The sequence below is a fragment of the Desulfuromonas sp. TF genome (genome assembly GCF_000472285.1).
Taxonomy (GTDB): domain Bacteria; phylum Desulfobacterota; class Desulfuromonadia; order Desulfuromonadales; family ATBO01; genus ATBO01.
In genome coordinates this window covers 117,816-138,261 of record NZ_KI421416.1, presented here as the reverse complement: position 1 = coordinate 138,261, position 20,446 = coordinate 117,816, and the positions used below count along the sequence as shown (strand labels likewise).

Here is a 20,446-nt window from a genome sequence, read left to right as displayed (position 1 = left end):
TAACATGCCATATCTTCAAAAATTTTTCTACCTGGTAAAACGGTTCATTCCATTGACTCCAGCTTACTATGCGAGATTAAACTATTTTTTCGACACCATATTTTCCCGGCCCGCACTTGGTATCAGACCGCGGAAAAAGAGAGAGATCCGATCCAATGTCCTTTAAAGCGGAATCAGGGGCGACAACAAAAAGGACAGAGCACCCGAAGTGACCTGTCCTTTTTGATATAGCCAGTGCTTTCGCTAAATATTTTCTTCTTATCTGACCTTATGCGGGCTATTCCTTGACCATGAAAGCCAGCAGGTCGATCACCTCCCGGGCATTGTAGGTAACTGGAACAACCTGCGGCTTTTCCCCGAAATAAGCCTTGATCTTCACTCGGGCGCCGACTCCTGTCAGCAGGCGGATACCTGTTTTCTCCACCCGGTCGTCTTCAATGGCGAAATAGTCGAACTTGTGCAGCAAGGTCGTCTCGGCACAGCGGTAGAGCAGGTAAGTTTGCACCCGGTCGCGGGAGACTAAAGGTCCTCCCTTGAACTCGACAGTGAAAGTATTGCGGTCGATCTGTTCTTCCCGGTAGCCGCCGCCGAAAATTCCCTTCTTCGGAGTGTAGGAGGTGGTACATCCTGAAAACACCAACAGAAAAGCGAGACTGAATGCCGCCCATGCGTATTTCATAGACTTCCTCCTTTGGATGGGAAGCGACCCGATATCGCTTCACTGCCGTGGAGCGTTCATCGTTCCCAGGCTACGGCCAGGGATTCCATCAGATCGAGAGCCAGGTCGCGGCCCGTGATATAGGGATCCTCCCCCTGAGACTCGAAGCCGTGGGAGGTTTCCTCATAATGATGACTCCGCATCCTGTTGTCCGGGTAGAGAGTCGTGGCGTTGGCAACGATCCGGCCGCTCTGCACGTCTTTCACAGATACCTTGAACTCATAATTACCTCCCGTCTGATAACGGTTGGCGACCAGGATTTCGACCAGCAGGTCGGCATACTCTTTAAGGGCCGCCATTTCGACCTGCTTCACCGCCGTCTGAGCATCACCCCCTTGACCGGCTGCGGTCAGCCGCAGAATCGTGGCCCGGTCGACCAGCCTGGACCCGGCGGTAAGGAAAGGCTGGGAGAATCCGTCCTCGAATGCCCAACTCCATGTTTCGGGTCCGGTCGATCGCGCCGCATCCTCGACGTGGACCTGTCGGGAAGCGCTGATCTCCCCGGCGGCAGCATATTTCCCCTCCAGGGTCCGGGTGTCGGCTTGCGGATTGCCGTCGGCGCCGATGACGATCAGATCGCCGCTGGGCCGCTCCCCGGTCGTCGATCCGGCCAGGGCTCCCTGGGCCTTGACCTGGCTGGCCACAACGATTCGCTCATTGGTTTTCCATTCGCGCACTTCGTCGCTCAGAGCGCGGTTGAGATAGAGGGCGATCCGCGGCTGGCGCGCCTTGTCGTACGCCTTCCGGAACCGCTCGGCCACGTTCTCGGCCTTCTCCTGCCCTGTGGCTGCGGTATTCGCCTGATAGGCTCCCTGCAGCCCTTGTTCCACTCCCGGAGGCGGCATGACTCTGGCCCGGGGAACGGCGCCGGCCGGGGTCTCCTGTTCCAGGTAGACCGTCTTGACGCAGCCGCCGAGGATGAACAGAAGAAGAGCCGCCAAAGCCGCTGTGATCGAGTTCTTCATTTAGCGACCCTCCCGAATTTCGATATAGTAGAAGGCAACTTCGTCCATGCGAGTGGACAGCTCCTTGTAGGCTGCCACTCCGTTGGGAGGAAGCATCACCCGGCGCCAGGCGGTCGGCTTCTCCGCAGGAACCTCATACTGATCAAAAAAGGTGGTGCGCCCCTCGATCTGCAAAGGGTAATCGGTTCGGTTGCGCAGCACTCCCCAAACCTCGAGAGTGCCCGTGGGAGTGCGACGGCTGTTGGTGGACTCAACGGAGATCTTGCTCCACCGCTCCGATTCCTTTCCCTGCCACTTCTGCAGGCCGTCGTCGATGATCTGGACGGTGTTGAGCCGGATTCCGGCTTGGGGAGCTTTTTCATCCTGCACCCGTACCCCGGGAGCCGCTCCTTCCCGGACGATTGTATTGCATCCGGCAAGGACTGCCGCCAGCAGTCCGATGGTCAGCCAGTAGCGCATGATCTACCTCCGTGTAATTGCAATCTCGTTAATGATGCCGGAGCGGGAACGAGCCCAGATGAGACGGCTCCCTTCGACATCGGACTGCGGCGTGAGGCCGATAAGAGGAAGATCGACCTGAGTTCCGTCCATGGTGGTAAAGACCGGCTCCAATTCCTCTCCCCCGGTGCCGCTCAAGGTGGCGACATGGATGATGTCCGGCAGATTCTTCCAGTATCGGGTGTCTGCGTGGGGCTTGGCGTTGATGGCAATGATGGTGACCACACCTCCGGCGGCACCGATCGCCGCCCCGACGTTAGCCATGGAGTTGGAGTGGCTGGTCAGCACGGTGGAGCCGAGGATGACGCCGGTCGCCGTGTCGGTCAATGCCGTTCCGATATCGAGGCCTCTCTGGAGAAAAACGGCCTTTCCCTCGAGAATTTTATCGATCGGGCGGCCGCCGCGAGTGCGGGCCTGGTAGAAAATGTCCTCCATCGGATACGCCGAGAAGGTCTCTCCGCCCCGTTTGAGAATCACCCGTTCTTCCCTGATCTGCTTACCGCGGCGGTATTTCAGCTCCGCGTGTCCGACCCCGTCCGCGATCTTGCGCGGGGCCGTTCCGGTCTCGATCAGGACCAGGGTATCGTGGTCGGGTGCCGGCCGCACGAAATCGGGACGGAATTTTTCCAGCTCGGCGTAGGCGGACTCGGCCAGATGACTGTCTCCCAGGCGCTGGGAGGTCCAGCCCTCCAGAAATAGAAGCAAGGCGAAATCGCACTGGCTCTGCTCCTCTTCGGCGAAGGCATCCTGAAGGATGCCGCTCTTGAAGCAGGCTCGAGCGTTTTCATAGTCGCCTTGCCGGATATACAGGAGGCCACGGTAGTAATAGGCCATGGCTCGCTCGTAGGGCTCCCCCTTGAAATCCTTGGCCCCTTCCTCGTGCCATAGGCTGCGGGCTCTGGCGGCCTCCTCGTTGTTGGCATAGACCGATTCGATGTGCAGCAGCGCTTGATCGAAGGAACTTTCGGCCAGCGCGTAGTCGCCGATCTCCATGGCCGCCAGGCCGGCCTGAAGGTAGTTGAGCACCTGGTTTCCCTTCCCCTCGGTAAGCACCTTGGCATACATGCCGCGCAAGGGGGCGGGCTTGTCACTCAGATACTGCTCGAGAACCTCGGGCGGCACTTCGGGGACGGTCCTGCCGCCGGTCGTTGCGCAGCCGGCCGTGAAGAGCAGGATGAAAAGCAGGAGAAGGGAAAGGCGTGCCTTTCCCTTCTCCCTAGCGGTAAACGACATCGTCCTGTGCCGACTTCTTGAATTCATACATGCCGCTCCAGACGATGATCCCCGTCTCGAGATCGATCATTTCGAAGGTGATCAAATGATAACGTGAGGCCATTCCCGAAGAGGCGCGTACCGCATCCTGGGTCGTGATGCGGCCGCCCAGGCGGAAGTCGGCGCCTGCCTGCGCCTTGGCACTTCCGATGGTCCCTTCGGTCACCATTCCCTCACGCTTCAGTTCGCGCTCCTTGGCCACCATGTCTGAAAAATGCCGCCCGATGAAGACCATCCTGCCGTTCGCGGACCGGTTCAGGTCGATGCGCATGCGGTCGGTGATCATGTTCTTGTTGATGCGGGTAGAGCCTTCATTGTGGAAGTACTCGGCATCGACGATGACCCGGGGGGCCGGGTTGCGCCCGGCGAGTATCGGGTTGGACAGCATATCCCGCACCATCTGGTCCGTCATGCTGGTGATGTCCTGGGATTCCATACCGATCCCGGCCACGGCGCCTGTGGAGGTCGTGTCCTCGTAAATCGTCGGCCGGCCGGCGGCATTGTTCACCCGCGTGGTGTAGGTGCACCCGGTCTGAATCAGCACCGTCGCCGCAATAAGCAGGATTGCAAGCTTGTTCATCGTTGTTCCCTTATCATTCTGTGTTTCGGCTTATCGGATTCCTTTTGACGCATTCGCCAGGGCGACATAGTAGCGCTGCTCGAGTTGGGGATAGATGCCGAAGCTGGCCTTCAATGCATCCTGGTAATGCTCATGGCTGGAGTGCTTGACGTAGAGGTAGACGGCCATGTCGTCCAGACTGTTGAAGGAGAGGTCTGAGGAATTGCAGATGAAGTCCATCCCCCCGGCGCATTTGATGGCGATTTCCTTGCCGATCTTGTTGCCCACCTTCTCACCGAGAATGCCGCCGATCAGGGGAACCTGCTCCAGGGCCTTGGTCCCCGCATAGGCGCCAATGGCGCCGCCGATCTTGCCCGCAGCCCGGGCCTTGATCGCATTGTCGACCCATTCGGCCAGGACCTCATCCGAGGTGTAGGGGGACATGTACTTGCCGGTGTTCCCTACGACCGGCTCGGGAGCGGTCAGTTGGTCGGGGCGGGCCATGTGGGGGGCGCAGCCGGCGGAGACCATCAGAAGGACGACGGCTGCCAAGCCCAGGAGCATCTTTACAGTTTTGGACGCTTTCATGATTCTCTTCCTCCTTGCAATCGAATAAAAATACGGGAAGCCGGGGAAATCCCTTTTTCCCAGGTGAACAGGGCAGGAGCCGCTTCAGACGACGACCCGCCCGGGACAGTTATTTACATGCCGCCGGTCCACTTGGGGGCGAATAAGAAAAGCCGCTTATCAGCAATCTGCTGACCAAAGCGGCTTTTTGAGACGTATCCATCTTACCCACCCATGCAAAAGCCGATCTCCGGCGATTCAATCAAAGGTCATTAAACAATGAAAATTAAACGGATTAATAATTATGAAATTCGGAGGGGGATGTCAAGCAAAAATATGGCGAGAGTTGATTTTAGTGAGATAATCATCGTCCTAGAGGTAAACCTCGTTCAGTCATTTATCGGGGGCCGGGAAAACCGCTCGCCGTAATCGGTGAACTCCCTGAGGGCTTCTTCCTCCAGGCGGATGCGTTGCCGCAGGACGACGAGGTTGGCCAGAGAGAAGACGACCAGGGTGAGGGGGGCGCGCATCAGCAGGGGGATGACGGCGAATTCGAGGGTCACTGCCAGGTAGTTTGGATGGCGCAGGAAACGATAGGGCCCGCGGCGACTCGCCTCGGCTCCGGGAACGAGGATGATGCGGGTGTTCCAGTATTCGCCCAGACTGACGATGCACCAGTAGCGCAGGCTCTGGAGGAAAACCAGGAAGATCAGGCAAAACAGAGTGAGAGAGTCGAGGGGCACCCGCCAGGGGAAGGACTCCGCCAGCAGAGAGGCGAAGAAGAGGGTATGGAGCAAAACGATGGTCCGGTAGCTTTCGGGGTGGAATTCCCTTCCTCCCCGGGCCACCAGCCGTCGCCGGTTTCTTCTTGCGAGAAGGAGTTCCAAGAGGCGCTCACCGAAATAAAATCCGAATATCCACCAGAGGGACATTGTTCACACCCTGAAGAGTACGAGTTCGGCGGAAAATCCGGGACCGAAGGCCGACAGCAGGCCGTGCCCCGGTCGGCTCGCCCGCGGCGAGTTCAGCCATTTCTCAAGAATGACCAGCACCGTCACCGACGAGATGTTGCCGTGACGGCGCAGGACCTCGGCGGAGAACTCCAGTTCCTCCGGTGCGAGCGAGAGGCTTTCCCAATAGGCATCGAGGACCTTGGCCCCTCCCGGATGGGTGACGTAGTGAACCAGGTCGCAGCGTTGCAGGCGCTGTTCCTCCAGAAAACGATCGATCAGGGCCGGCAGGGCCTGCTTCACGATCGATGGGAGTTTGGGGGAGAGAACCAGCTGCATCCCGTCGTCCAGAAAGTCCCAGCCCATAATCCTGTAGCTGTCGGGAAAGAGGTGGGAGCCGGTGGCCAGAATCTCCGGACCACTCAGGTCGACTTCGTCGCCGACGACGAGGACCGCCGCCGCGCCGTCGGCAAAGAGCGCTGTGGCCACCAGGTTCTTCTTGCTCAAGTCTCCTTCGCAGAAGGTCAGGCTGCAGCATTCCAGGGCGCTCAGCAGAACCGCGTCCCGGGGATGGGCCCGGCAGTGGTCGAAGGCTCGGGCGAGTCCCGCCGCTCCGCCCGCGCATCCCAACCCCCAGATCGGCAGCCGGGTGGTGGAGGGGCGCATGCCCAGCACATTGATCAGCCGGGCGTCGAGGGTGGGGGTGGCGTGTCCGGTGGAGGAGACGAAGATGAGGTGGTCCACCCGGTCCGGACTCATGCCGGCCGCGGCCAGGCAGTTCCGGGCCGCCCGGTCCAGCAGCTCCATCCCATCCTCCTGGTAGACCCGGTTGCGTTCAGAGGGGGTTCTGGCAGCCAGGTACCATTCGAGGGGGCGCATGAACTGGCGCTCCTCGATCCGGCAACGGTCGAAAAGCGCCAGGAGCTTTTTCAGGTTGGCGATTTTCCCGGTAAAAAGGTGCTCCGCTGTTTTTCGGACCTCCTTCTGGGAGACGACGTGAGGCGGCAAGGCGTGGCCGGCAGCGATGATTCTCGGCATTCAGCGGGTCCTTTCTCGACGGTCCGTGGGCTTCTCCGGTTTTCTGACAATTTCGAAGACGGTGATTTCCGGGGGGGCGAGGATGCGCATCGGCGGTCCCCAGGTTCCGGTTCCCCGGCTGGTGTAAAGGTGGCTGCCCCCTGAAAGGCTGTAGAGACCATTCTGCATGGGGTATTCAAGGCCGGTCAGAAAGTTGAAGGGGAAAATCTGGCCTCGATGGGCGTGGCCCGAGAGCTGCAGGTCGAACAGGCTTTGGGATTCTTCCTCCAGAACCGGACGGTGCTTGAGGAGAACGGTAAAAAGGTTCCCTGGGACGTTTTTCAACAGAAATGTCTCGTCCTGCGGGGAGCGGGCGGCGGGATCGTCCACGCCGACCAGGGCCAGGGTGTCCCGAAGCGTGGCGCCTTCGTTGCGCAGAACGGTGAAGCCGCTTCTCTCCAGAAAGGCCAGACTCTGTTCAAGTCCGGCATAGACTTCGTGGTTGCCGATCACGGCGTACTTGCCGAGCGGCGGATCGAGGCGCCGCCACAGGGTGCTCAGACCGTCAAGATGGCTGATCTGAGCATCGACCACGTCACCGGTCGCCACCAGGAGGTCCGGCTCAAGTTCGCTGATCAAAGCGGCGATGGGGGCCAGGGCCTCTTCCCGGTGAATGAGGCCGAGGTGAAGGTCGGAGATCTGGACGATGCGCAGCTTTTCCACATTGGCGGGCAGCTTGGCGCTTTCGAGAGTTACTCTCTCGACCCGCCGCGCCGATGCTTCGAAGAGGCCGTACAGACCCGCGGCAAGCACCGTCACCAGGACCAGCAGAGAGGTCACGGCGCCGTAGAGCGATACGGCGTGAATGGCGAGATAGAACCGGGCCAGCGACCAGATCAGCAGCTCCCAGACCCCAAGCAGAGCAAAGAGGCTGAAGGCCAGGAACAGAAGGCCCATCCAACTGTAGCCGACCCATGCCAGGGCCCGGGCGAAAAGAGGGTGGCCGTGATGGTCGAGGACGCGGCACGCCACCGGAGCGACGATCATGGCGCCCATCCAGAGGCCGGTGAGAGTCGGCAGGGCAGGATGACCTGAGAGCAGGGGGTAAAAGCCCCAGAAGACCAGTGCGTGCATGGCCGAATAGATGGCCAGGAATGTCAGCGCGAAGATCAGCATGTGTTTGCATCAGCTAGGGGGAGTCGGTTTCGGAAATCCATGGGGATTCCGAAACAAGTTCATGGAAGCACAGGACGATTATAACAAAAAACCCCCGACCGTACGGCCGGGGGTTCGATGCTGATGCGAGAAGGAGTTACTCGACAATGATTTTGGCATCCTCGACGATGACGGCGTACTGATAGCCGTATCCGAAGTCCTTGTCGGTGTTGAGGACACCGCTCACCAGGACCGTATCGCCGACATTGACCGTGGAATCGGTAGTGACGGTCAGGTCGTTGCTGCCGTTGTCGCCGGTGCCGTCCTGAAGGTGAATCCAGTTTTTGCCCATGATCTGAGGGCTGAACTTGACCACTTTACCGCGTACGGTTACTTCTTTTCCGGCCAGTTCGCTTTTAGCCGAAAAGATCTCGGAGACGGTATTGCCACCCTCAGCTTTTTTGATGCCGGAAACGTCCACCCCGTTCCCTTCAGCTGCGGTGATGGGGGGATGCCCTTCGGGCATGGTGGATTGACCGGCGGCAGCCTGCTCTCCGCCCACCATGACGGAGTCGACGAAATAGACCACCTCGAAATCGCGGTTGAGAGTTTTACTGTGGTAATTGGCCATGGGCATCCCTTCGGGGACCACAACCGGGTCTCCCACCTTCACCGGGAATTCGGGTGCGGCGGCCCAGATCTTCTCCGTGCCGGTGTCGACCTGAAGGTAGGTGTATCCACCGGAGTTCATGGTTTCCACGACTGTCCCGGATTTACCCTTGGCGGCCGGAGCGGTCGGAGCGGCTGCGGCCGGTTTCTGCTGTTCGGTGACTTCGGGGGTTTTTTCCTTGCACCCGGCGGCCAGAGCGAGGGTCATCAGGCCGGCCAGGATAAGAGTGAGCTGCTTTTTCACGGTTGTCCTCCACACAGGGTAGTGGGCGAATCTTCGCCCGTTTATGGTTTAGGCGTGATCAAAATCTGACCGATGCGTACCTTAACATATCTTTAGATAGGGATTCAAGGGGGTTTTGATTATCCTGCGAGAAAGGAGGGCGTTTCCTCCCAGGGGATTCGTCCGTAGGTGCGGCACATTCCGGCGAGGCGCTGCCGCAGCTCTTCGGTCAGGACGTTGGGGAGATAGCGCCAGCTCCAGTTTCCCGCCGAGCTGCCGGGCGCATTCATCCGGGCACTGGCGCCGAGGCCAAGGACGTCCTGCAGAGGAAAGATGCTCAGGTCGGCAACGCTGAGCATGGCCAGGCGGATGAGGTCCCAATGAATATCCCTGCCGTCCGTGCCAAGATAGGAGCGCACGGCGTTCTTTTCGTCTTTGCTGAGATCCTGCCACCATCCGGGAGTCGTGGTGTTGTCGTGAGTCCCGGTATAGATGACGCTCCTGCGCTCCAGGTTATGGGGGAGATAAGGATTGCCGGGGTCGGGATCGGGGCCGGAGCCGAAGGCGAACTGCAGCACCTTCATTCCCGGAAAACCGAACCGGTCGCGCAGTTCTTCAACTTCCGGCGTGATCAAACCCAGATCCTCGGCGATCACCGGGATTTCTCCCATGACCTCGACCAGCGTCAGAAAAAGCTTTTCCCCGGGCACCGGTGTCCAACTGCCGTTGACGGCCGTCTCCTCGGAAACGGGAATGCTCCAGCAGGCCTCGAAGCCTCGGAAATGGTCGATACGCACCATGTCCGCCTGGGAAAGGTTCCAGCGGAAGCGGGCAACCCACCAGGAGAATCCGCTTTCAGCCATGCGGTCCCACCGGTAGAGGGGATTGCCCCAGCGCTGGCCGGTCGCGCTGAAATAATCGGGTGGGACCCCCGCCACCACTGTCGGACTTCCGTTTTCATCCAGGTGGAACAGGTGCGGGTTGGCCCACACGTCGGCAGAATCGAAAGCTACGAAGATGGGAATGTCCCCGAAGATCTTGATTCCCCGACTGTTGGCATAACCTTTCAGAGCAAACCACTGCTCGAAGAAGATGAACTGTGCGTACTGATGGTAGTAGATGGCATCGCCCAGTTTCTCCCTCCAGTTCTGCAGGGCCTTCTCTTCGCGCTTCCGGATGTCCGTAGGCCACTGGTTCCAGGACTTTTCGTCGAAGTGGCTGCGCAGGACGCGGAAAAGGCTGTAATCGTTGACCCAATACCCCTGAAGAGCGCAGAATTCCTCGAAAGCCGCCCTGCGTTCGGCGCTTGCCCCTGTTCGAAACCGGTGCGCCGCCTGGTGCAGGAGGCGTTCCTTGAAGCCGTGAACGAAGCCATAATTGGCTTTGCCCTCGGGAAAGGATATTCCTTCAATGTCTTCCGGGTTCAGATCCCCGGTTTCCACCAGCCGCTCCAGACAGATCAGCAGCGGGTTGCCGGCGAAAGCCGAAAATGCGCTGTAGGGCGAATCGCCATAACCCGTAGGCCCCAGCGGAAGAATCTGCCAGACCGATTGCCCCGCATCGGCTAGAAAATCGACGAACTCATAAGCCTCGGCCCCGAGCGCTCCGATTCCGAACCGGCCGGGAAGGGATGTCGGGTGAAGGATGATGCCGCTGGATCGCTTGAGTTGCATGGAAGACCTTTCTGAATCCGTCATGTTCATCCGGAATTTCCGGATGGTTCTCATTATGCCATAAAGGAAGTATTTGCAAAGGGGATTCCCTTCATACACGTTGACCCGGGCGGGTAGTTTAAGCTATTATTGAAATCTGCAAACGGGCCGTCCAGCCCGCTTTTTTTGTGTGCGGGGTGCATGCCCCCCCCCCGTAAATCGATCACCGCCGGGAAGAGGTTCCCTCCAACATTTTTGACCATCATAATTTTCCTTTGAGGTTAACTAAGTGAACAAGCACCACCAGCAGGAAGTCGACCGACGCCGTACATTCGGCATCATCAGCCATCCCGACGCAGGCAAGACCACCCTTACCGAAAAGCTGCTGCTGTTCGGCGGAGCCATCCAGATGGCCGGGGCGGTCAAATCCCGCAAGGCCGCGCGCCACGCCACCAGCGACTGGATGGCCATGGAACAGGAACGCGGCATTTCGGTGACCTCTTCCGTGATGAAATTCAACTACCGCGGTTTCGAGGTGAATCTTCTCGACACCCCGGGACACCAGGATTTCTCGGAGGACACCTACCGGGTGCTCACCGCTGTCGACAGTGCGCTGATGGTCATCGACAGCGCCAAGGGGGTCGAGACCCAGACCAAGAAATTGATGGAAGTCTGCCGGATGCGCAATACTCCCATCATGACCTTCATCAACAAACTCGACCGCGAGGGGAGAGAGCCGCTGGAACTTCTCTCCGACATCGAGGAGACGCTGCAGATCGAGTGTGCTCCACTGTCCTGGCCGATCGGCATGGGCAAACGATTCAAGGGGACCTACAATCTCTACAAAAAGCAGCTGACCCTTTTCAAGCCGGGGCAGGAAACCCGGCCCCAGGATGCTGTGGTCATCGAAGACCTGACCGATCCCCGGCTCGACGAGATTCTCGGCAGCCAGGCCGACGAACTGCGGGGTGACATCGAACTGCTTGAGGGGGCGGCAAATCCCTTTGAGCTGGAGGAATATCTCAAGGGGAACCAGACGCCGGTCTTTTTCGGCAGCGCCATCAACAACTTCGGCGTGCAGGAGATGCTCGACGCCTTCGTCGAACAGGCCCCGCCGCCGCAGCCCCGGGAAACCACCAGCCGTGAGGTTTCCCCCTATGAGGATCCGTTCTCCGGGTTCGTCTTCAAGATACAGGCGAACATGGATCCGGCGCATCGCGATCGCATCGCCTTCATGCGCATCTGTTCGGGGACCTTCAGTCGCGGGATGAAACTGCGCCACCATCGCATCGGCAAGGACGTGATCGTCGCCAACGCCACCATTTTCATGGCCCAGGACCGAACCAACGTGGAGGAGGCCTACCCCGGCGACATCATCGGCATCCACAACCACGGGACCATCAAGATCGGTGACACCTTCACAGCCAGGGAGCCCCTCAAGTTCACCGGAATCCCCAATTTCGCGCCGGACCATTTCCGCCGGGTGCGTCTAAAAAATCCCCTCAAAACCAAGCAGCTCGAAAAGGGTCTCACCCAGTTGGCCGAGGAAGGGGCGGTGCAGCTGTTCCGGCCTCTGATAAACAACGACTACATTCTCGGCGCGGTCGGGGTTCTGCAGTTCGACGTGATCGTGGCCCGACTCAAGACCGAATACGGCGTAGACGCCCTTTACGAGGGGATCGACTACGCTACGGCCCGGTGGATCAGCTGCGGGGACCGGAAAAAGCTGGACGACTTCGAAAGGAAGAACCAGGCCAACCTGGCTCTAGATGCCGAGGGGAATCTCGCCTATCTCGCCTCCAGCGAATGGCGACTCGGACATACCATAGAGCAGTGGCCGGCTATAACTTTTCACAAAACCCGGGAGCATAATTGAGCGATATCAGATCTTCTTGACAAAAGGAGGGACGGAGCTAAGTTTTATTAAAGTGTCGAATTTACTTCTTGCTGGAGGAGGTGGCTGATGTGCGGAATGGACATCTTCAGGAGGATGCTCACGGAAGAAAAGGGTGCAACGGCCACCGAATACGTGGTCATGATCACCCTCATCCTTCTGGTCGTGCTTGCGGCCGTTGTTTTTCTCGGCTTGCAGGTGGAAGGGGGTTTTAGCACGTTTGTTTCCGCGTTCACCGCGGCCAGTTCCTGAGCAGGGGAGCGATTCAGATTTGAGCGGAATTTTATTCGTCGAGTCTTGCGCCCGGTGCGACTCAGACGGAAAAAGAGGATGTGTGTCTTCTTTTTTTTTGTAAAAAAAGCATGAAAGTTAGCAGTATGAAGCTCGATAGAACCCGGATAAAGGATGCGCTGGGCGCAGTCTGCGGCCAGGAGACCATCTCCGTGAAGGGGTGGGTGCGCACGGTGCGGCGCGGCAAGGAAGTCACCTTCATCGCCCTGAACGACGGCTCCTGCTTCGCCTCCATTCAGATCGTACTGTCACCGGATATGCCGGGCTTCGAAGAAGTCTCGGGGGTGGGGACGGGCGGCTGCCTGGCGGTGAGGGGAACGCTGGTGGAATCACCGGCGTCCGGGCAGCGATGGGAAGTCCAGGCCCGGGAGATCCAAATCCTCGGCGATTCAGATGCGGAATACCCACTCCAGAAAAAGCGTCACTCCTTCGAATACCTGCGCACCATTGCCCACCTCAGGCCGAGATCAAACACTTTCAGCGCCGTCTTTCGGATGCGCGGCGTTCTTTCATATGCCGTGCACCGGTTCTTCCATGAACGCGGGTTCCTGTATGTCCAGACCCCGATCATCACAGCCAACGACTGCGAAGGGGCAGGGGAGATGTTCCGGGTGACCACCCTCGCTGCCGAGAGGCCTCCCCTGGCGGACGGCCGGATCGACTGGAAACAGGATTTCTTTGCAGAGAAGACGGGACTCACCGTCAGCGGTCAGTTGCAGGGAGAACTGTTTGCCGCGGCTTTTTCAGACATATATACCTTCGGTCCGACCTTCAGGGCGGAGAACTCCAATACCAGCCGACATGCCGCTGAATTCTGGATGATCGAGCCTGAGATGGCCTTTGCCGATCTCGCGGAGGATTGCCGGCTGGCCGAGGATTTTCTGCGGTATCTCGTGACGTACGCCCTGGAGAACTGCGCGGAGGACCTCGCCTTTTTCAACGAGCGCATCGAAAAGGGGCTGATCGCGAAGCTTGAATCGCTGGCCGGCGCCGAGTTCAAAACCGTAACCTACACGGAAGCGGTGAGGATTCTGCAGAATTCGGGAGAGCAATTCGAATTCCCCGTGGAGTGGGGTCTCGACCTTCAATCGGAGCATGAACGCTATCTTACCGAGAAGGTGCTCCGGGGGCCGGTCTTCGTCACCGATTATCCGGCGGGGATCAAGGCTTTCTATATGCGTCTCAACGAGGATGAGCGGACGGTTGCGGCTATGGATCTTCTGGTTCCCAGGGTCGGCGAGATCATCGGCGGCAGTCAGCGCGAGGAGCGCCACGATGTGTTGACTGCACGGATGAGAGAGATGGGGATTGCGCCCGAGAGCCTGTGGTGGTATCTCGATACCCGGCGATGGGGAAGCTGTCCCCATGCCGGATTCGGTCTCGGCTTCGAGCGTTTCCTGATGTACGTCACCGGGATGGAGAACATCCGCGACGTCATTCCCTTCCCCCGGACGCCGGGCAACGCCCGGTTCTGATCGATTGAAAAACGAAAAACATATATTTCACGCGAAGCCGTGAAGAACGCGAAGAAAGAAAACAAAAAAAAGAAGATATTGAATAATATTGAATGTAAGGTGGACATGCCAAGCGGCAAGTCCTTACGGATTGATCCTACTTCGCGTCTTCGCGGCTTCGCGTGAGACCTGCTTATAAAAAGAAATTCTATTCACCGTTGTGCAAAAAAAAGAAGGCGAGCCCCGGCTCCGCCTTCTTTTTTTTCATCCCTGCGCCGCCGGTTGTTTCGGCTTCCACCTCAGCAGCACCTTGACCAGACCGAGCAGCCCGACGGCCAGAAAAAAGAAGCCGCGGTAGCGGGACGGCTCCTTCCCCTCGCTGATGAAGATGACGTCATCGGCCGCATCCATTCCGACATCCTTGGCCAACTGCATCAGCTTGTCGCGGTTCCCGCTGGCGACCAGGCCGCCGACTATCATGCCGGTGACATCCCGGGCGGAGTGGAAGTCCGCAGCATGCTCGCGAAGATATTTCTCCTTGGCGAAGGCCGAATCCTGCTTGAAGTGATAAGCCTTGAAATGCTCCATGAGGCCAGGGTGACGGGTTTCCAAGAGGACGCGGACATTATCTTCCCGAGTGGAACTTTTGAGGGGGATAAGAAGGGCGTCGATATCGACGCTGCCCGAGGTGCTGATAGCTTCTTCAAGATCCTGGATCCCGTCCGTGAGATGCAACCATTCCCGGGGAGCGCCGCTTCGCTCCAGTTCGGAAATTTCGATGGTCAGGGGGGAAGGGTTGCGCAGGTAGAGTGAGACGTCGTTCCACCCCAGGTAGAGCAGGAGCAGACAGACCGCCAGGAGGGTAAAGCGAAAACGTTTCATCGGCAAAACCTTGGAAAAGAATCGGGGCCGCCCGGAGGCGGCCCCATGGTATGGCAGATCTCGATCGTATTCAAGAAAATCAGGCTTCCGCTCCCTCGACCGCGATGTCGGGCACCGCCGACTTCTGGGTTATCAGGCTGACCACCACCAGGGCGATGAAGCTCAGGGGGATGGAAATCAGGCCGGGGCTGTTGAAAGAGATCGGGGCGTCCGAGGGGAGCAGTCCGTAGCGCACCCACATGTCCGGGGAGATCAGGATCAGCCCCAGGGACGAAACCAGGCCGGTCAGAATGGAGGCGGCAATCCCCTGGGCGGTCGTCTTTTTCCAGAAGAGAAGCATCAGGATCGCCGGCAGGTTGGCAGAAGCCGCCACCGCAAAGGCCCAGCCGACGAGGAAGGAGACGTTCATCCCCTCGAAGACGATCCCCAGGTAGATGGCGATGGCACCGACGGCGATGGCGACGATCTTGCCGGCGCGCACCTTGCCGGTGTCGCTCATTTTCATCCCCAGGAAATTGTCCATCAGGTCGTGGGCGACCGCCCCGGAGGCGGCGACGATCAGGCCGGAGACGGTGCCCAGGACCGTTGCGAAGGCCAGCGACGAGATGACGGCAAAGAGGACGACGCCGAAGGAAAGAGCCAGCAGCGGCGCGCTCATGTTGTTGTCGGTCATGTTGATGACGCCGCTGGTCATCGCTCCCATGCCGAGGAACAGAGTCAGAACATAGAAGAAGCCGATGGCGGCGATGGCGACGATGGTCGATTTGCGGGCGGCGGCCTGACTCGGGACGGTATAGTAGCGGATCAGGATGTGCGGCAGCGCCGCGGTGCCGCAGAAAAGAGCCACCATCAGAGAGATGAAGTTGAACTTCTCGGTGCCGGTGGCGTTGTCGACCTTGAATTTCAGGCCGGGACGCAGCACGCGGGCGCCGGGGGTCGGCTTCTGATAGTAGACGGTATACTTGGTTTCGCCGTCCATGATGTACTTCTTGCCCCACAGCACAATGGTGCTGTCCTTGAGGGCGGAGAGGTAGGCGAAGGGGCCTACCGGTCCGGTCTGGGCCACTTCCTGGCCATCGATGCGGAGTTCCTTGATGTGACCGACGGGGAAGAATTTGCCATCTTCCTTTTCGGCGCCGTTGTAGAGTTTGGCGCCGCTCGGCAGTTCGGCGGTGAAGAGGGTCTCCTCCAGGAGATAGCCGCCCTGTGGATCTTCCTGTACATGCCAGACCGTCTGCTGTCCGTCCTTCGCAAGCTTGACGAAGCCTGCCTCCCCGAAGGCGGAATCCTTCCCCTCGATGACGGCGTAGCCGGGCTCGGAGATTTCCATCGAGCTGGTGGCGTGCAGGGTCTTGAAGTCATGATAGGGATTGCCGTTGTTGTCCGCCGGGGTGGTGGACAGGCCCCGCGCCAGCACCGAGGCGACGACGATTGTGGACATGATCAGCAGCAGGGCGCCCTTGAAGAACTGGACATAGGTGGTGGAGGCCATCCCGGCGGTGGCGACGATGATCGTCACGACGATGCCGACGATGCATACGCCGACCCAGTGCGGCAGGCCGAGAAGCGGCTGGACCAGTACGCCGGCTCCGACCATCTGTGGAATCAGGTAGAAAACCGAAACCAGCAGGGTCGAGATCGCCGCGGTGAGCTGGATCGCCTTGGAGTTGAATTTAGAATCGAGGGCATCGGTGAAGGTGTATTTGCCGAGGCGCTTCATCGGCTCAGCGACCAGGAAGAGGGCGACGATCCAGCCGGCCAGATAACCGATGGAGTACATCCACCCGTCATAGCCGGCGGTGGCGATCATGCCGCAGATGCCCAGAAAAGAGGCGGCTGACAGGTAGTCGCCGGCAAAAGCGATGCCGTTGGTGAACCAGTGGATATTGCCGCCCGCGGCATAATATCCCGCGGCGGAGGTGGTACGGCGGGCCAGGTAGAATGAGAGCCCCAGAACGAACAGGACGAAACTGATGAAAAGGCCGATGGCCAGGGGCGACTGAGTATAGACCATGATCTTCCCTCCTTACCTGTTCATGCGGGTTTCAGCCGCAGTGCAGAAATGGTTGTAGACCACGGCCATGACGAGGGCCAGAATGATCAGTCCGAAGCCGAAAACGACGGCCACCGTCTGCCCCATCACGACCTTCTGCATGAAGGAGGGCTTGATAGTGTTGACCGCCACGAAGCTGAAATAGACCGCCGTGTAGGCAAAGAAGCACCAGATGCCGAGTCTGGTCTTATAAGCGGAAGCGTTGTCCTTCCCAAGTTTTACTGCGGGTCCGTGTCCCATTTTGTCACTCCTTCTCTCTCCAGAAAATTCGGATTTCCCAAAATATAAAAGTGAATGCATGCGTTGCATCCATGAGCTGCATCCCGGCTCGGCTGCAGACGGGGAAATGGATCACTTCACCTCCTCTCGCCATGAGATCGCCGCTCCTCGAGGGAAGGATCGGAAATCCCCTTTTCAACTCCTTTTTTGTCCGTCGGGGTCCGCGCCGATGCTTGCGTGGTAATTTATGCCTTATGTTGGTTCCGGTTTTCGAGCACATGATACGATGTTCTAATATCATGTCAACTAAAAACTTTTATTAATACTTTAGTTTTGCAGGGTGAAAATTGATAAAGTATATGATATTTATTGCGATTTCGGTTCGGTAAAAAATAACTGATCGTGTGTTTAAAAAGGTGTTTTAACTTATCGGGTAAAACCTTCCCGATCTGGAAATTAATGCTTTTCCAAAGGATCAGCGATCAAAGATTTGGCGCTCGTTCACACTGTATGGTAGGTTGAAGGCATGAATCTAAAGGAAATACTGGAGCAGGTTCTCGCCACCCGCTCCTCCGCTTTTCTGGCCAATGATCCCCTCTCCTTTCCCCGCCGTTTCCCGGATCCCGCGGATCGAGAGATAGCGGCGTTCTTCAGCGCTTCACTGGCCTACGGTCGGGTGGCCATCATCCGCAATAATCTGGAGGATCTCTTCCGGCGCATGCCGGAAGGGCCCGCGGCTTTTGTTCGAAGCTTCGACCCCCTCAGGGACGGCGGGCGGTTGAACGGCTTCAGGCATCGCTTCAACAGCGGCCAGGATCTGGCCTGTCTGAGCTGGCTGCTGCACCGCATGCTGGAGGAGGCGGGGAGCATCGAAGGGTTTTTTCTGGAGGGAGATGATCCGGCGGCCGTCGATATGGGACCGGCGCTTGTTTCATTCTGCCGGAGAGCCCTGGCGATAGATGTTTCTCCCTTTTACGGTCGCCGGGATCTGCCGCCGGAGGCAACCGTCCGCTACCTTTTCCCCAGTCCCGCCGGCGGAAGCGCCTGCAAGCGATTGTGCATGCTCCTGCGCTGGCTGTGTCGACCGGATGACGGAGTCGACCTGGGGTTGTGGCGCGGTATTTCGCCGGCACGGCTAATTATGCCGATGGATACCCATACAGCCCGTATTTCCCGACTCCTCGGAATGACCCGTCGGCGCACCCCGGACTGGCGAATGGCCCTCGAAGTGACAGAGAGGCTGCGCCATCTCGATCCGAAGGATCCGGTGCGATACGATTTCGCCCTGTCGCATCTAGGAATCAGCGAAGGATGTACAGGAAGGCAAGGAGAAGCATGCATCCCCTGCGCCGTGGCAGGGTTGTGCGGGGTGGTGGTGAGGGACGAGGGGCCTTGGACCTGACTCAGACCGCTATCCGCTTCTTTTTGCAATAGGCGCGGACGACAATTTCGGCCTGATTGAGGCGGGAGAGCTTCATGTTCTTTGCTTTCACCGCCAGGACATCTTCCTGGGAGACCTGCTCCTGGCGAATTTCCCGGGCGACCATGCCAAGGTTGGCCAGTATCGTCTTGAGGTCTGCGGGAGTGTAGGCTTTCAGCATGGGAGGAGAGAGCATCATGTACCCTCCGGCAATATCCTGCGCAAGCTTTTTGGGACTTCCGGCAATGGGCATGGTGAAAACCTCGTGAGGAGTGAGGGGTGAGGAGTGAGGAGGAAAGTTTATGCTTCGCTATAAGGTGGTCGAAACGTCCCTGGTGACTGACGAAGAACTGGAGAAGATCCTCAACGAATGGGTTTCCCAGGGCTGGCGCCTGGAGGGGATACAGTTCGCCATGCGCGAGGCGAGCAAGCGCCCTGCCATGGCTTTCATCCTCTTTACCCGACAGGGTGAATGAGAGATCTCTTTCGCCTCACTCCTCACCCCTTACTATTTTTTCAGTCCTCCCAGTCTTCCACGTCCCGGTAGATCACCGTCCGTTTCGGATCGGATGAGGGAGTCGCACCGCAGCGCTTGCAAAAAGGTTCGGCTTTCTCGCCTTCCTCCCCCTCGAGGAGTTCCTCATAGCTCAGTTCGACGGGTTTGTCGGTACAGGTGCAGAACCATTTGCGGTAGACGCTCATAGATCCTCCCTCTTCCAGGTTTCAGGAGTCAGGAGTCAGGCTTCAGGTTTTAAACCTGACACCTGATATCTGATGCCTGTTGACTAGAGTATGCCAGAGCATCGGGGGGGAAGCAAAACTGTAAACCTGGAAAGAGAAGCTAATACGCAAGCCCCGCCTTTTTGCGGACCTTGCGCATCGTCTTATTTGCCGTGTAACGTGCCTTTTCGGCGCCCCGGGCCAATATGGCGCGGATGCCGTCGGGGTCGGCCAGCAGTTCCCTGCGACGCTCGGCATAGGGAGCGAAGAAGTCCCGCACCGTTTCGAACAGTTCCTGCTTCACCTCCCCGTACCCCAAGCCGCCGGCCAGATAGCGCTGGCGCATGGCGTTCTCCCGCTCCTTGTCCAGAAACAGCCGGTAGATCTGGAAGACGTTGCACTTGTCCGGGTCCTTGGGGTCTTCCACCGGGGTCGGATCGGTAACGATGCGCATCACCTGCTTGCGCAGCGCCTTCTCCTCAAGGAAAAGGTCGATGGTGTTGCCGTAGCTCTTGCTCATTTTCTGCCCATCCAGACCGGGGACGGTCGCCACTTCCTCGTCGATTTCCGGCTCAGGGACAGTGAACAGCCCTCCGTGGGTGTTGTTCACCTTGATGGCGATGTCTCGGGCCACCTCCAGGTGCTGTTTCTGATCCTTGCCGACCGGCACTTTTTCACTCTGGAACATCAGGATGTCGGCGGTCATCAGGACGGGATAGGCGAAGAGGCCATGATTGGCGGCGATCCCCCGGGCGACCTTGTCCTTGTAGCTGTGGCAGCGTTCAAGCAGTCCCATCGGAGTGAAATTGGAGAGGAACCAGGTCAGTTCCTGCACTTCGGGAAGGTCGGACTGCACCCAGAAAGTGCTCTTCTCCGGATCAAGTCCCAGGGCCAGGAAGTTCGCCGCCGCCTCGATCGTCCCTCTCGCCAGGGACTTGCCGTCCAGGAGGGAAGTCATGGCATGGTAGTTGGCGATGAAGCAGAAGAGATCCTCGTTCTCCTGGTAGTCGATCATTTTTTTCATCATGCCGAAGTAGTTCCCCAGGTGCAGGGAGCCGGAAGGCTGGATGCCGGAAAGAATGCGCATTTTGAACCTCGTCTTGTAAACTGGTCTCGATAATCGGCCGTGGCGTTCTCCCAGGTTTCACCTTGAAAGCTGAGGCATCCTGTGGCTGATAATTGACTTCAAATGAAAAAACCGCGGGGTCGCCGCGGCTTTACTGCTGCCTGCCGCGGATTTCCGCGGCGTGTTTTCAGCAAAAAGCGGC

Annotated in this window: 22 protein-coding genes; 5 read left to right on the top strand and 17 right to left on the bottom strand. The window is 58.5% G+C overall.

The genetic code is table 11. From position 1 onward, the window contains the following. Positions 1–277 precede the first annotated feature (277 nt). The 11 genes from DTF_RS25340 to malQ all read right to left on the bottom strand — a co-directional run bounded on the left by DTF_RS25340 (position 278) and on the right by malQ (position 10,266). Positions 278–679, bottom strand: a complete 402-nt coding sequence (locus DTF_RS25340; protein ID WP_027714813.1) for a hypothetical protein — start codon at positions 677–679, stop codon at positions 278–280. Positions 680–735: 56 nt separating this feature from the next. After that, positions 736–1,683 carry a hypothetical protein gene (locus DTF_RS0107425; RefSeq protein ID WP_027714812.1) on the bottom strand — a complete coding sequence of 316 codons (948 nt, stop codon included), beginning with the start codon at positions 1,681–1,683 and terminating at the stop codon, positions 736–738. Further along, on the bottom strand, positions 1,684–2,142 hold the full coding sequence (locus tag DTF_RS25335) for a hypothetical protein (RefSeq protein ID WP_051361101.1): 459 nt from the start codon (positions 2,140–2,142) through the stop codon (positions 1,684–1,686). Between the two features lie 3 nt (positions 2,143–2,145). After that, positions 2,146–3,441, bottom strand: a complete 1,296-nt coding sequence (locus DTF_RS0107415; RefSeq protein WP_155890747.1) for a tetratricopeptide repeat protein — start codon at positions 3,439–3,441, stop codon at positions 2,146–2,148. Beyond that, positions 3,398–4,033 (bottom strand): membrane protein, encoded by a 636-nt coding sequence (locus DTF_RS0107410; protein ID WP_027714810.1) that lies wholly within the window; start codon positions 4,031–4,033, stop codon positions 3,398–3,400. Before DTF_RS0107410 ends, DTF_RS0107415 begins: the two co-directional genes overlap by 44 nt. A 30-nt stretch (positions 4,034–4,063) precedes the next feature. Next, complete coding sequence (locus DTF_RS0107405) at positions 4,064–4,600, bottom strand: hypothetical protein (protein ID WP_027714809.1); 537 nt, start codon at positions 4,598–4,600, stop codon at positions 4,064–4,066. 368 nt (positions 4,601–4,968) lie between these two features. Then, complete coding sequence (locus tag DTF_RS0107400) at positions 4,969–5,511, bottom strand: isoprenylcysteine carboxyl methyltransferase family protein (protein WP_027714808.1); 543 nt, start codon at positions 5,509–5,511, stop codon at positions 4,969–4,971. A 3-nt stretch (positions 5,512–5,514) separates the two neighbouring features. Beyond that, positions 5,515–6,567, bottom strand: coding sequence for a type III polyketide synthase (locus DTF_RS0107395; protein ID WP_027714807.1), 1,053 nt, complete (start codon positions 6,565–6,567; stop codon positions 5,515–5,517). Next, positions 6,568–7,722: a metallophosphoesterase gene (locus DTF_RS0107390; RefSeq protein WP_027714806.1), complete on the bottom strand. Its 1,155-nt coding sequence runs from the start codon at positions 7,720–7,722 to the stop codon at positions 6,568–6,570. A gap of 136 nt (positions 7,723–7,858) precedes the next feature. Continuing rightward, positions 7,859–8,614 carry a hypothetical protein gene (locus DTF_RS0107385; RefSeq protein WP_051361099.1) on the bottom strand — a complete coding sequence of 252 codons (756 nt, stop codon included), beginning with the start codon at positions 8,612–8,614 and terminating at the stop codon, positions 7,859–7,861. Positions 8,615–8,733: 119 nt separating this feature from the next. Next, positions 8,734–10,266, bottom strand: a complete 1,533-nt coding sequence (gene malQ / locus DTF_RS0107380; protein WP_027714804.1) for a 4-alpha-glucanotransferase — start codon at positions 10,264–10,266, stop codon at positions 8,734–8,736. A 268-nt stretch (positions 10,267–10,534) separates the two neighbouring features. Between malQ and DTF_RS0107370 the strand changes: the two genes are divergently transcribed. The 3 genes from DTF_RS0107370 (at position 10,535) to asnS (ending at position 13,905) form a co-directional block, all read left to right on the top strand. Then, positions 10,535–12,121: a peptide chain release factor 3 gene (locus DTF_RS0107370; RefSeq protein ID WP_027714802.1), complete on the top strand. Its 1,587-nt coding sequence runs from the start codon at positions 10,535–10,537 to the stop codon at positions 12,119–12,121. Positions 12,122–12,208: 87 nt separating this feature from the next. Further along, positions 12,209–12,391 carry a Flp family type IVb pilin gene (locus tag DTF_RS22450; protein WP_035056103.1) on the top strand — a complete coding sequence of 61 codons (183 nt, stop codon included), beginning with the start codon at positions 12,209–12,211 and terminating at the stop codon, positions 12,389–12,391. Between the two features lie 125 nt (positions 12,392–12,516). Further along, positions 12,517–13,905, top strand: a complete 1,389-nt coding sequence (gene asnS, locus DTF_RS0107360) for an asparagine--tRNA ligase (RefSeq protein ID WP_035056099.1) — start codon at positions 12,517–12,519, stop codon at positions 13,903–13,905. 243 nt (positions 13,906–14,148) lie between these two features. Here the strand turns inward: asnS and DTF_RS0107355 are convergent, their stop codons facing one another. From DTF_RS0107355 to DTF_RS0107345, 3 genes are all read right to left on the bottom strand, one after another. Then, entirely contained in the window at positions 14,149–14,766 is a 618-nt protein-coding gene (locus tag DTF_RS0107355) for a hypothetical protein (RefSeq protein ID WP_027714800.1), read from the bottom strand. 79 nt (positions 14,767–14,845) lie between these two features. Continuing rightward, positions 14,846–16,780: a cation acetate symporter gene (locus tag DTF_RS0107350; RefSeq protein WP_027714799.1), complete on the bottom strand. Its 1,935-nt coding sequence runs from the start codon at positions 16,778–16,780 to the stop codon at positions 14,846–14,848. 12 nt (positions 16,781–16,792) lie between these two features. After that, positions 16,793–17,059, bottom strand: a complete 267-nt coding sequence (locus DTF_RS0107345) for a DUF485 domain-containing protein (protein WP_027714798.1) — start codon at positions 17,057–17,059, stop codon at positions 16,793–16,795. A 505-nt stretch (positions 17,060–17,564) separates the two neighbouring features. Between DTF_RS0107345 and DTF_RS0107335 the strand changes: the two genes are divergently transcribed. Next, positions 17,565–18,440, top strand: a complete 876-nt coding sequence (locus tag DTF_RS0107335; RefSeq protein WP_027714797.1) for a TIGR02757 family protein — start codon at positions 17,565–17,567, stop codon at positions 18,438–18,440. A 1-nt stretch (position 18,441) separates the two neighbouring features. Here DTF_RS0107335 and DTF_RS0107330 read toward each other — a convergent pair whose 3' ends face one another. Beyond that, positions 18,442–18,711: a hypothetical protein gene (locus tag DTF_RS0107330; RefSeq protein WP_027714796.1), complete on the bottom strand. Its 270-nt coding sequence runs from the start codon at positions 18,709–18,711 to the stop codon at positions 18,442–18,444. Positions 18,712–18,760: 49 nt separating this feature from the next. Here DTF_RS0107330 and DTF_RS26020 point away from each other — a divergent pair, with 49 nt between their 5' ends. Continuing rightward, complete coding sequence (locus tag DTF_RS26020) at positions 18,761–18,934, top strand: DUF4177 domain-containing protein (protein ID WP_081702852.1); 174 nt, start codon at positions 18,761–18,763, stop codon at positions 18,932–18,934. 40 nt (positions 18,935–18,974) lie between these two features. On the opposite strand, the gene DTF_RS0107320 is transcribed toward DTF_RS26020, so the two are convergent. Beyond that, positions 18,975–19,160, bottom strand: a complete 186-nt coding sequence (locus DTF_RS0107320) for a hypothetical protein (RefSeq protein ID WP_027714795.1) — start codon at positions 19,158–19,160, stop codon at positions 18,975–18,977. Between the two features lie 139 nt (positions 19,161–19,299). After that, a complete protein-coding gene (trpS, locus tag DTF_RS0107315; RefSeq protein WP_027714794.1) occupies positions 19,300–20,265 on the bottom strand; it encodes a tryptophan--tRNA ligase in 966 nt (321 codons plus the stop codon). Positions 20,266–20,446: the final 181 nt, after the last annotated feature.

Excerpts from the sequence above, each read along its gene's own strand:
- trpS (WP_027714794.1), bottom strand. The coding sequence starts at position 20,265 with ATGCGCATTCTTTCCGGCATCCAGCCTTCCGGCTCCCTGCACCTGGGG.
- DTF_RS25340 (WP_027714813.1), bottom strand. The coding sequence starts at position 679 with ATGAAATACGCATGGGCGGCATTCAGTCTCGCTTTTCTGTTGGTGTTT.
- DTF_RS0107335 (WP_027714797.1), top strand. The coding sequence starts at position 17,565 with ATGAATCTAAAGGAAATACTGGAGCAGGTTCTCGCCACCCGCTCCTCC.
- asnS (WP_035056099.1), top strand. The coding sequence starts at position 12,517 with ATGAAGCTCGATAGAACCCGGATAAAGGATGCGCTGGGCGCAGTCTGC.
- DTF_RS0107410 (WP_027714810.1), bottom strand. The coding sequence starts at position 4,033 with ATGAACAAGCTTGCAATCCTGCTTATTGCGGCGACGGTGCTGATTCAG.
- DTF_RS0107390 (WP_027714806.1), bottom strand. The coding sequence starts at position 7,722 with ATGCTGATCTTCGCGCTGACATTCCTGGCCATCTATTCGGCCATGCAC.
- DTF_RS26020 (WP_081702852.1), top strand. The coding sequence starts at position 18,761 with ATGCTTCGCTATAAGGTGGTCGAAACGTCCCTGGTGACTGACGAAGAA.
- DTF_RS0107345 (WP_027714798.1), bottom strand. The coding sequence starts at position 17,059 with ATGGGACACGGACCCGCAGTAAAACTTGGGAAGGACAACGCTTCCGCT.
- DTF_RS0107425 (WP_027714812.1), bottom strand. The coding sequence starts at position 1,683 with ATGAAGAACTCGATCACAGCGGCTTTGGCGGCTCTTCTTCTGTTCATC.
- DTF_RS0107320 (WP_027714795.1), bottom strand. The coding sequence starts at position 19,160 with ATGAGCGTCTACCGCAAATGGTTCTGCACCTGTACCGACAAACCCGTC.
- DTF_RS22450 (WP_035056103.1), top strand. The coding sequence starts at position 12,209 with ATGTGCGGAATGGACATCTTCAGGAGGATGCTCACGGAAGAAAAGGGT.
- DTF_RS0107330 (WP_027714796.1), bottom strand. The coding sequence starts at position 18,711 with ATGCCCATTGCCGGAAGTCCCAAAAAGCTTGCGCAGGATATTGCCGGA.
- DTF_RS0107395 (WP_027714807.1), bottom strand. The coding sequence starts at position 6,567 with ATGCCGAGAATCATCGCTGCCGGCCACGCCTTGCCGCCTCACGTCGTC.
- DTF_RS0107350 (WP_027714799.1), bottom strand. The coding sequence starts at position 16,780 with ATGGTCTATACTCAGTCGCCCCTGGCCATCGGCCTTTTCATCAGTTTC.
- DTF_RS0107415 (WP_155890747.1), bottom strand. The coding sequence starts at position 3,441 with ATGAATTCAAGAAGTCGGCACAGGACGATGTCGTTTACCGCTAGGGAG.
- DTF_RS25335 (WP_051361101.1), bottom strand. The coding sequence starts at position 2,142 with ATGCGCTACTGGCTGACCATCGGACTGCTGGCGGCAGTCCTTGCCGGA.
- malQ (WP_027714804.1), bottom strand. The coding sequence starts at position 10,266 with ATGCAACTCAAGCGATCCAGCGGCATCATCCTTCACCCGACATCCCTT.
- DTF_RS0107400 (WP_027714808.1), bottom strand. The coding sequence starts at position 5,511 with ATGTCCCTCTGGTGGATATTCGGATTTTATTTCGGTGAGCGCCTCTTG.
- DTF_RS0107355 (WP_027714800.1), bottom strand. The coding sequence starts at position 14,766 with ATGAAACGTTTTCGCTTTACCCTCCTGGCGGTCTGTCTGCTCCTGCTC.
- DTF_RS0107405 (WP_027714809.1), bottom strand. The coding sequence starts at position 4,600 with ATGAAAGCGTCCAAAACTGTAAAGATGCTCCTGGGCTTGGCAGCCGTC.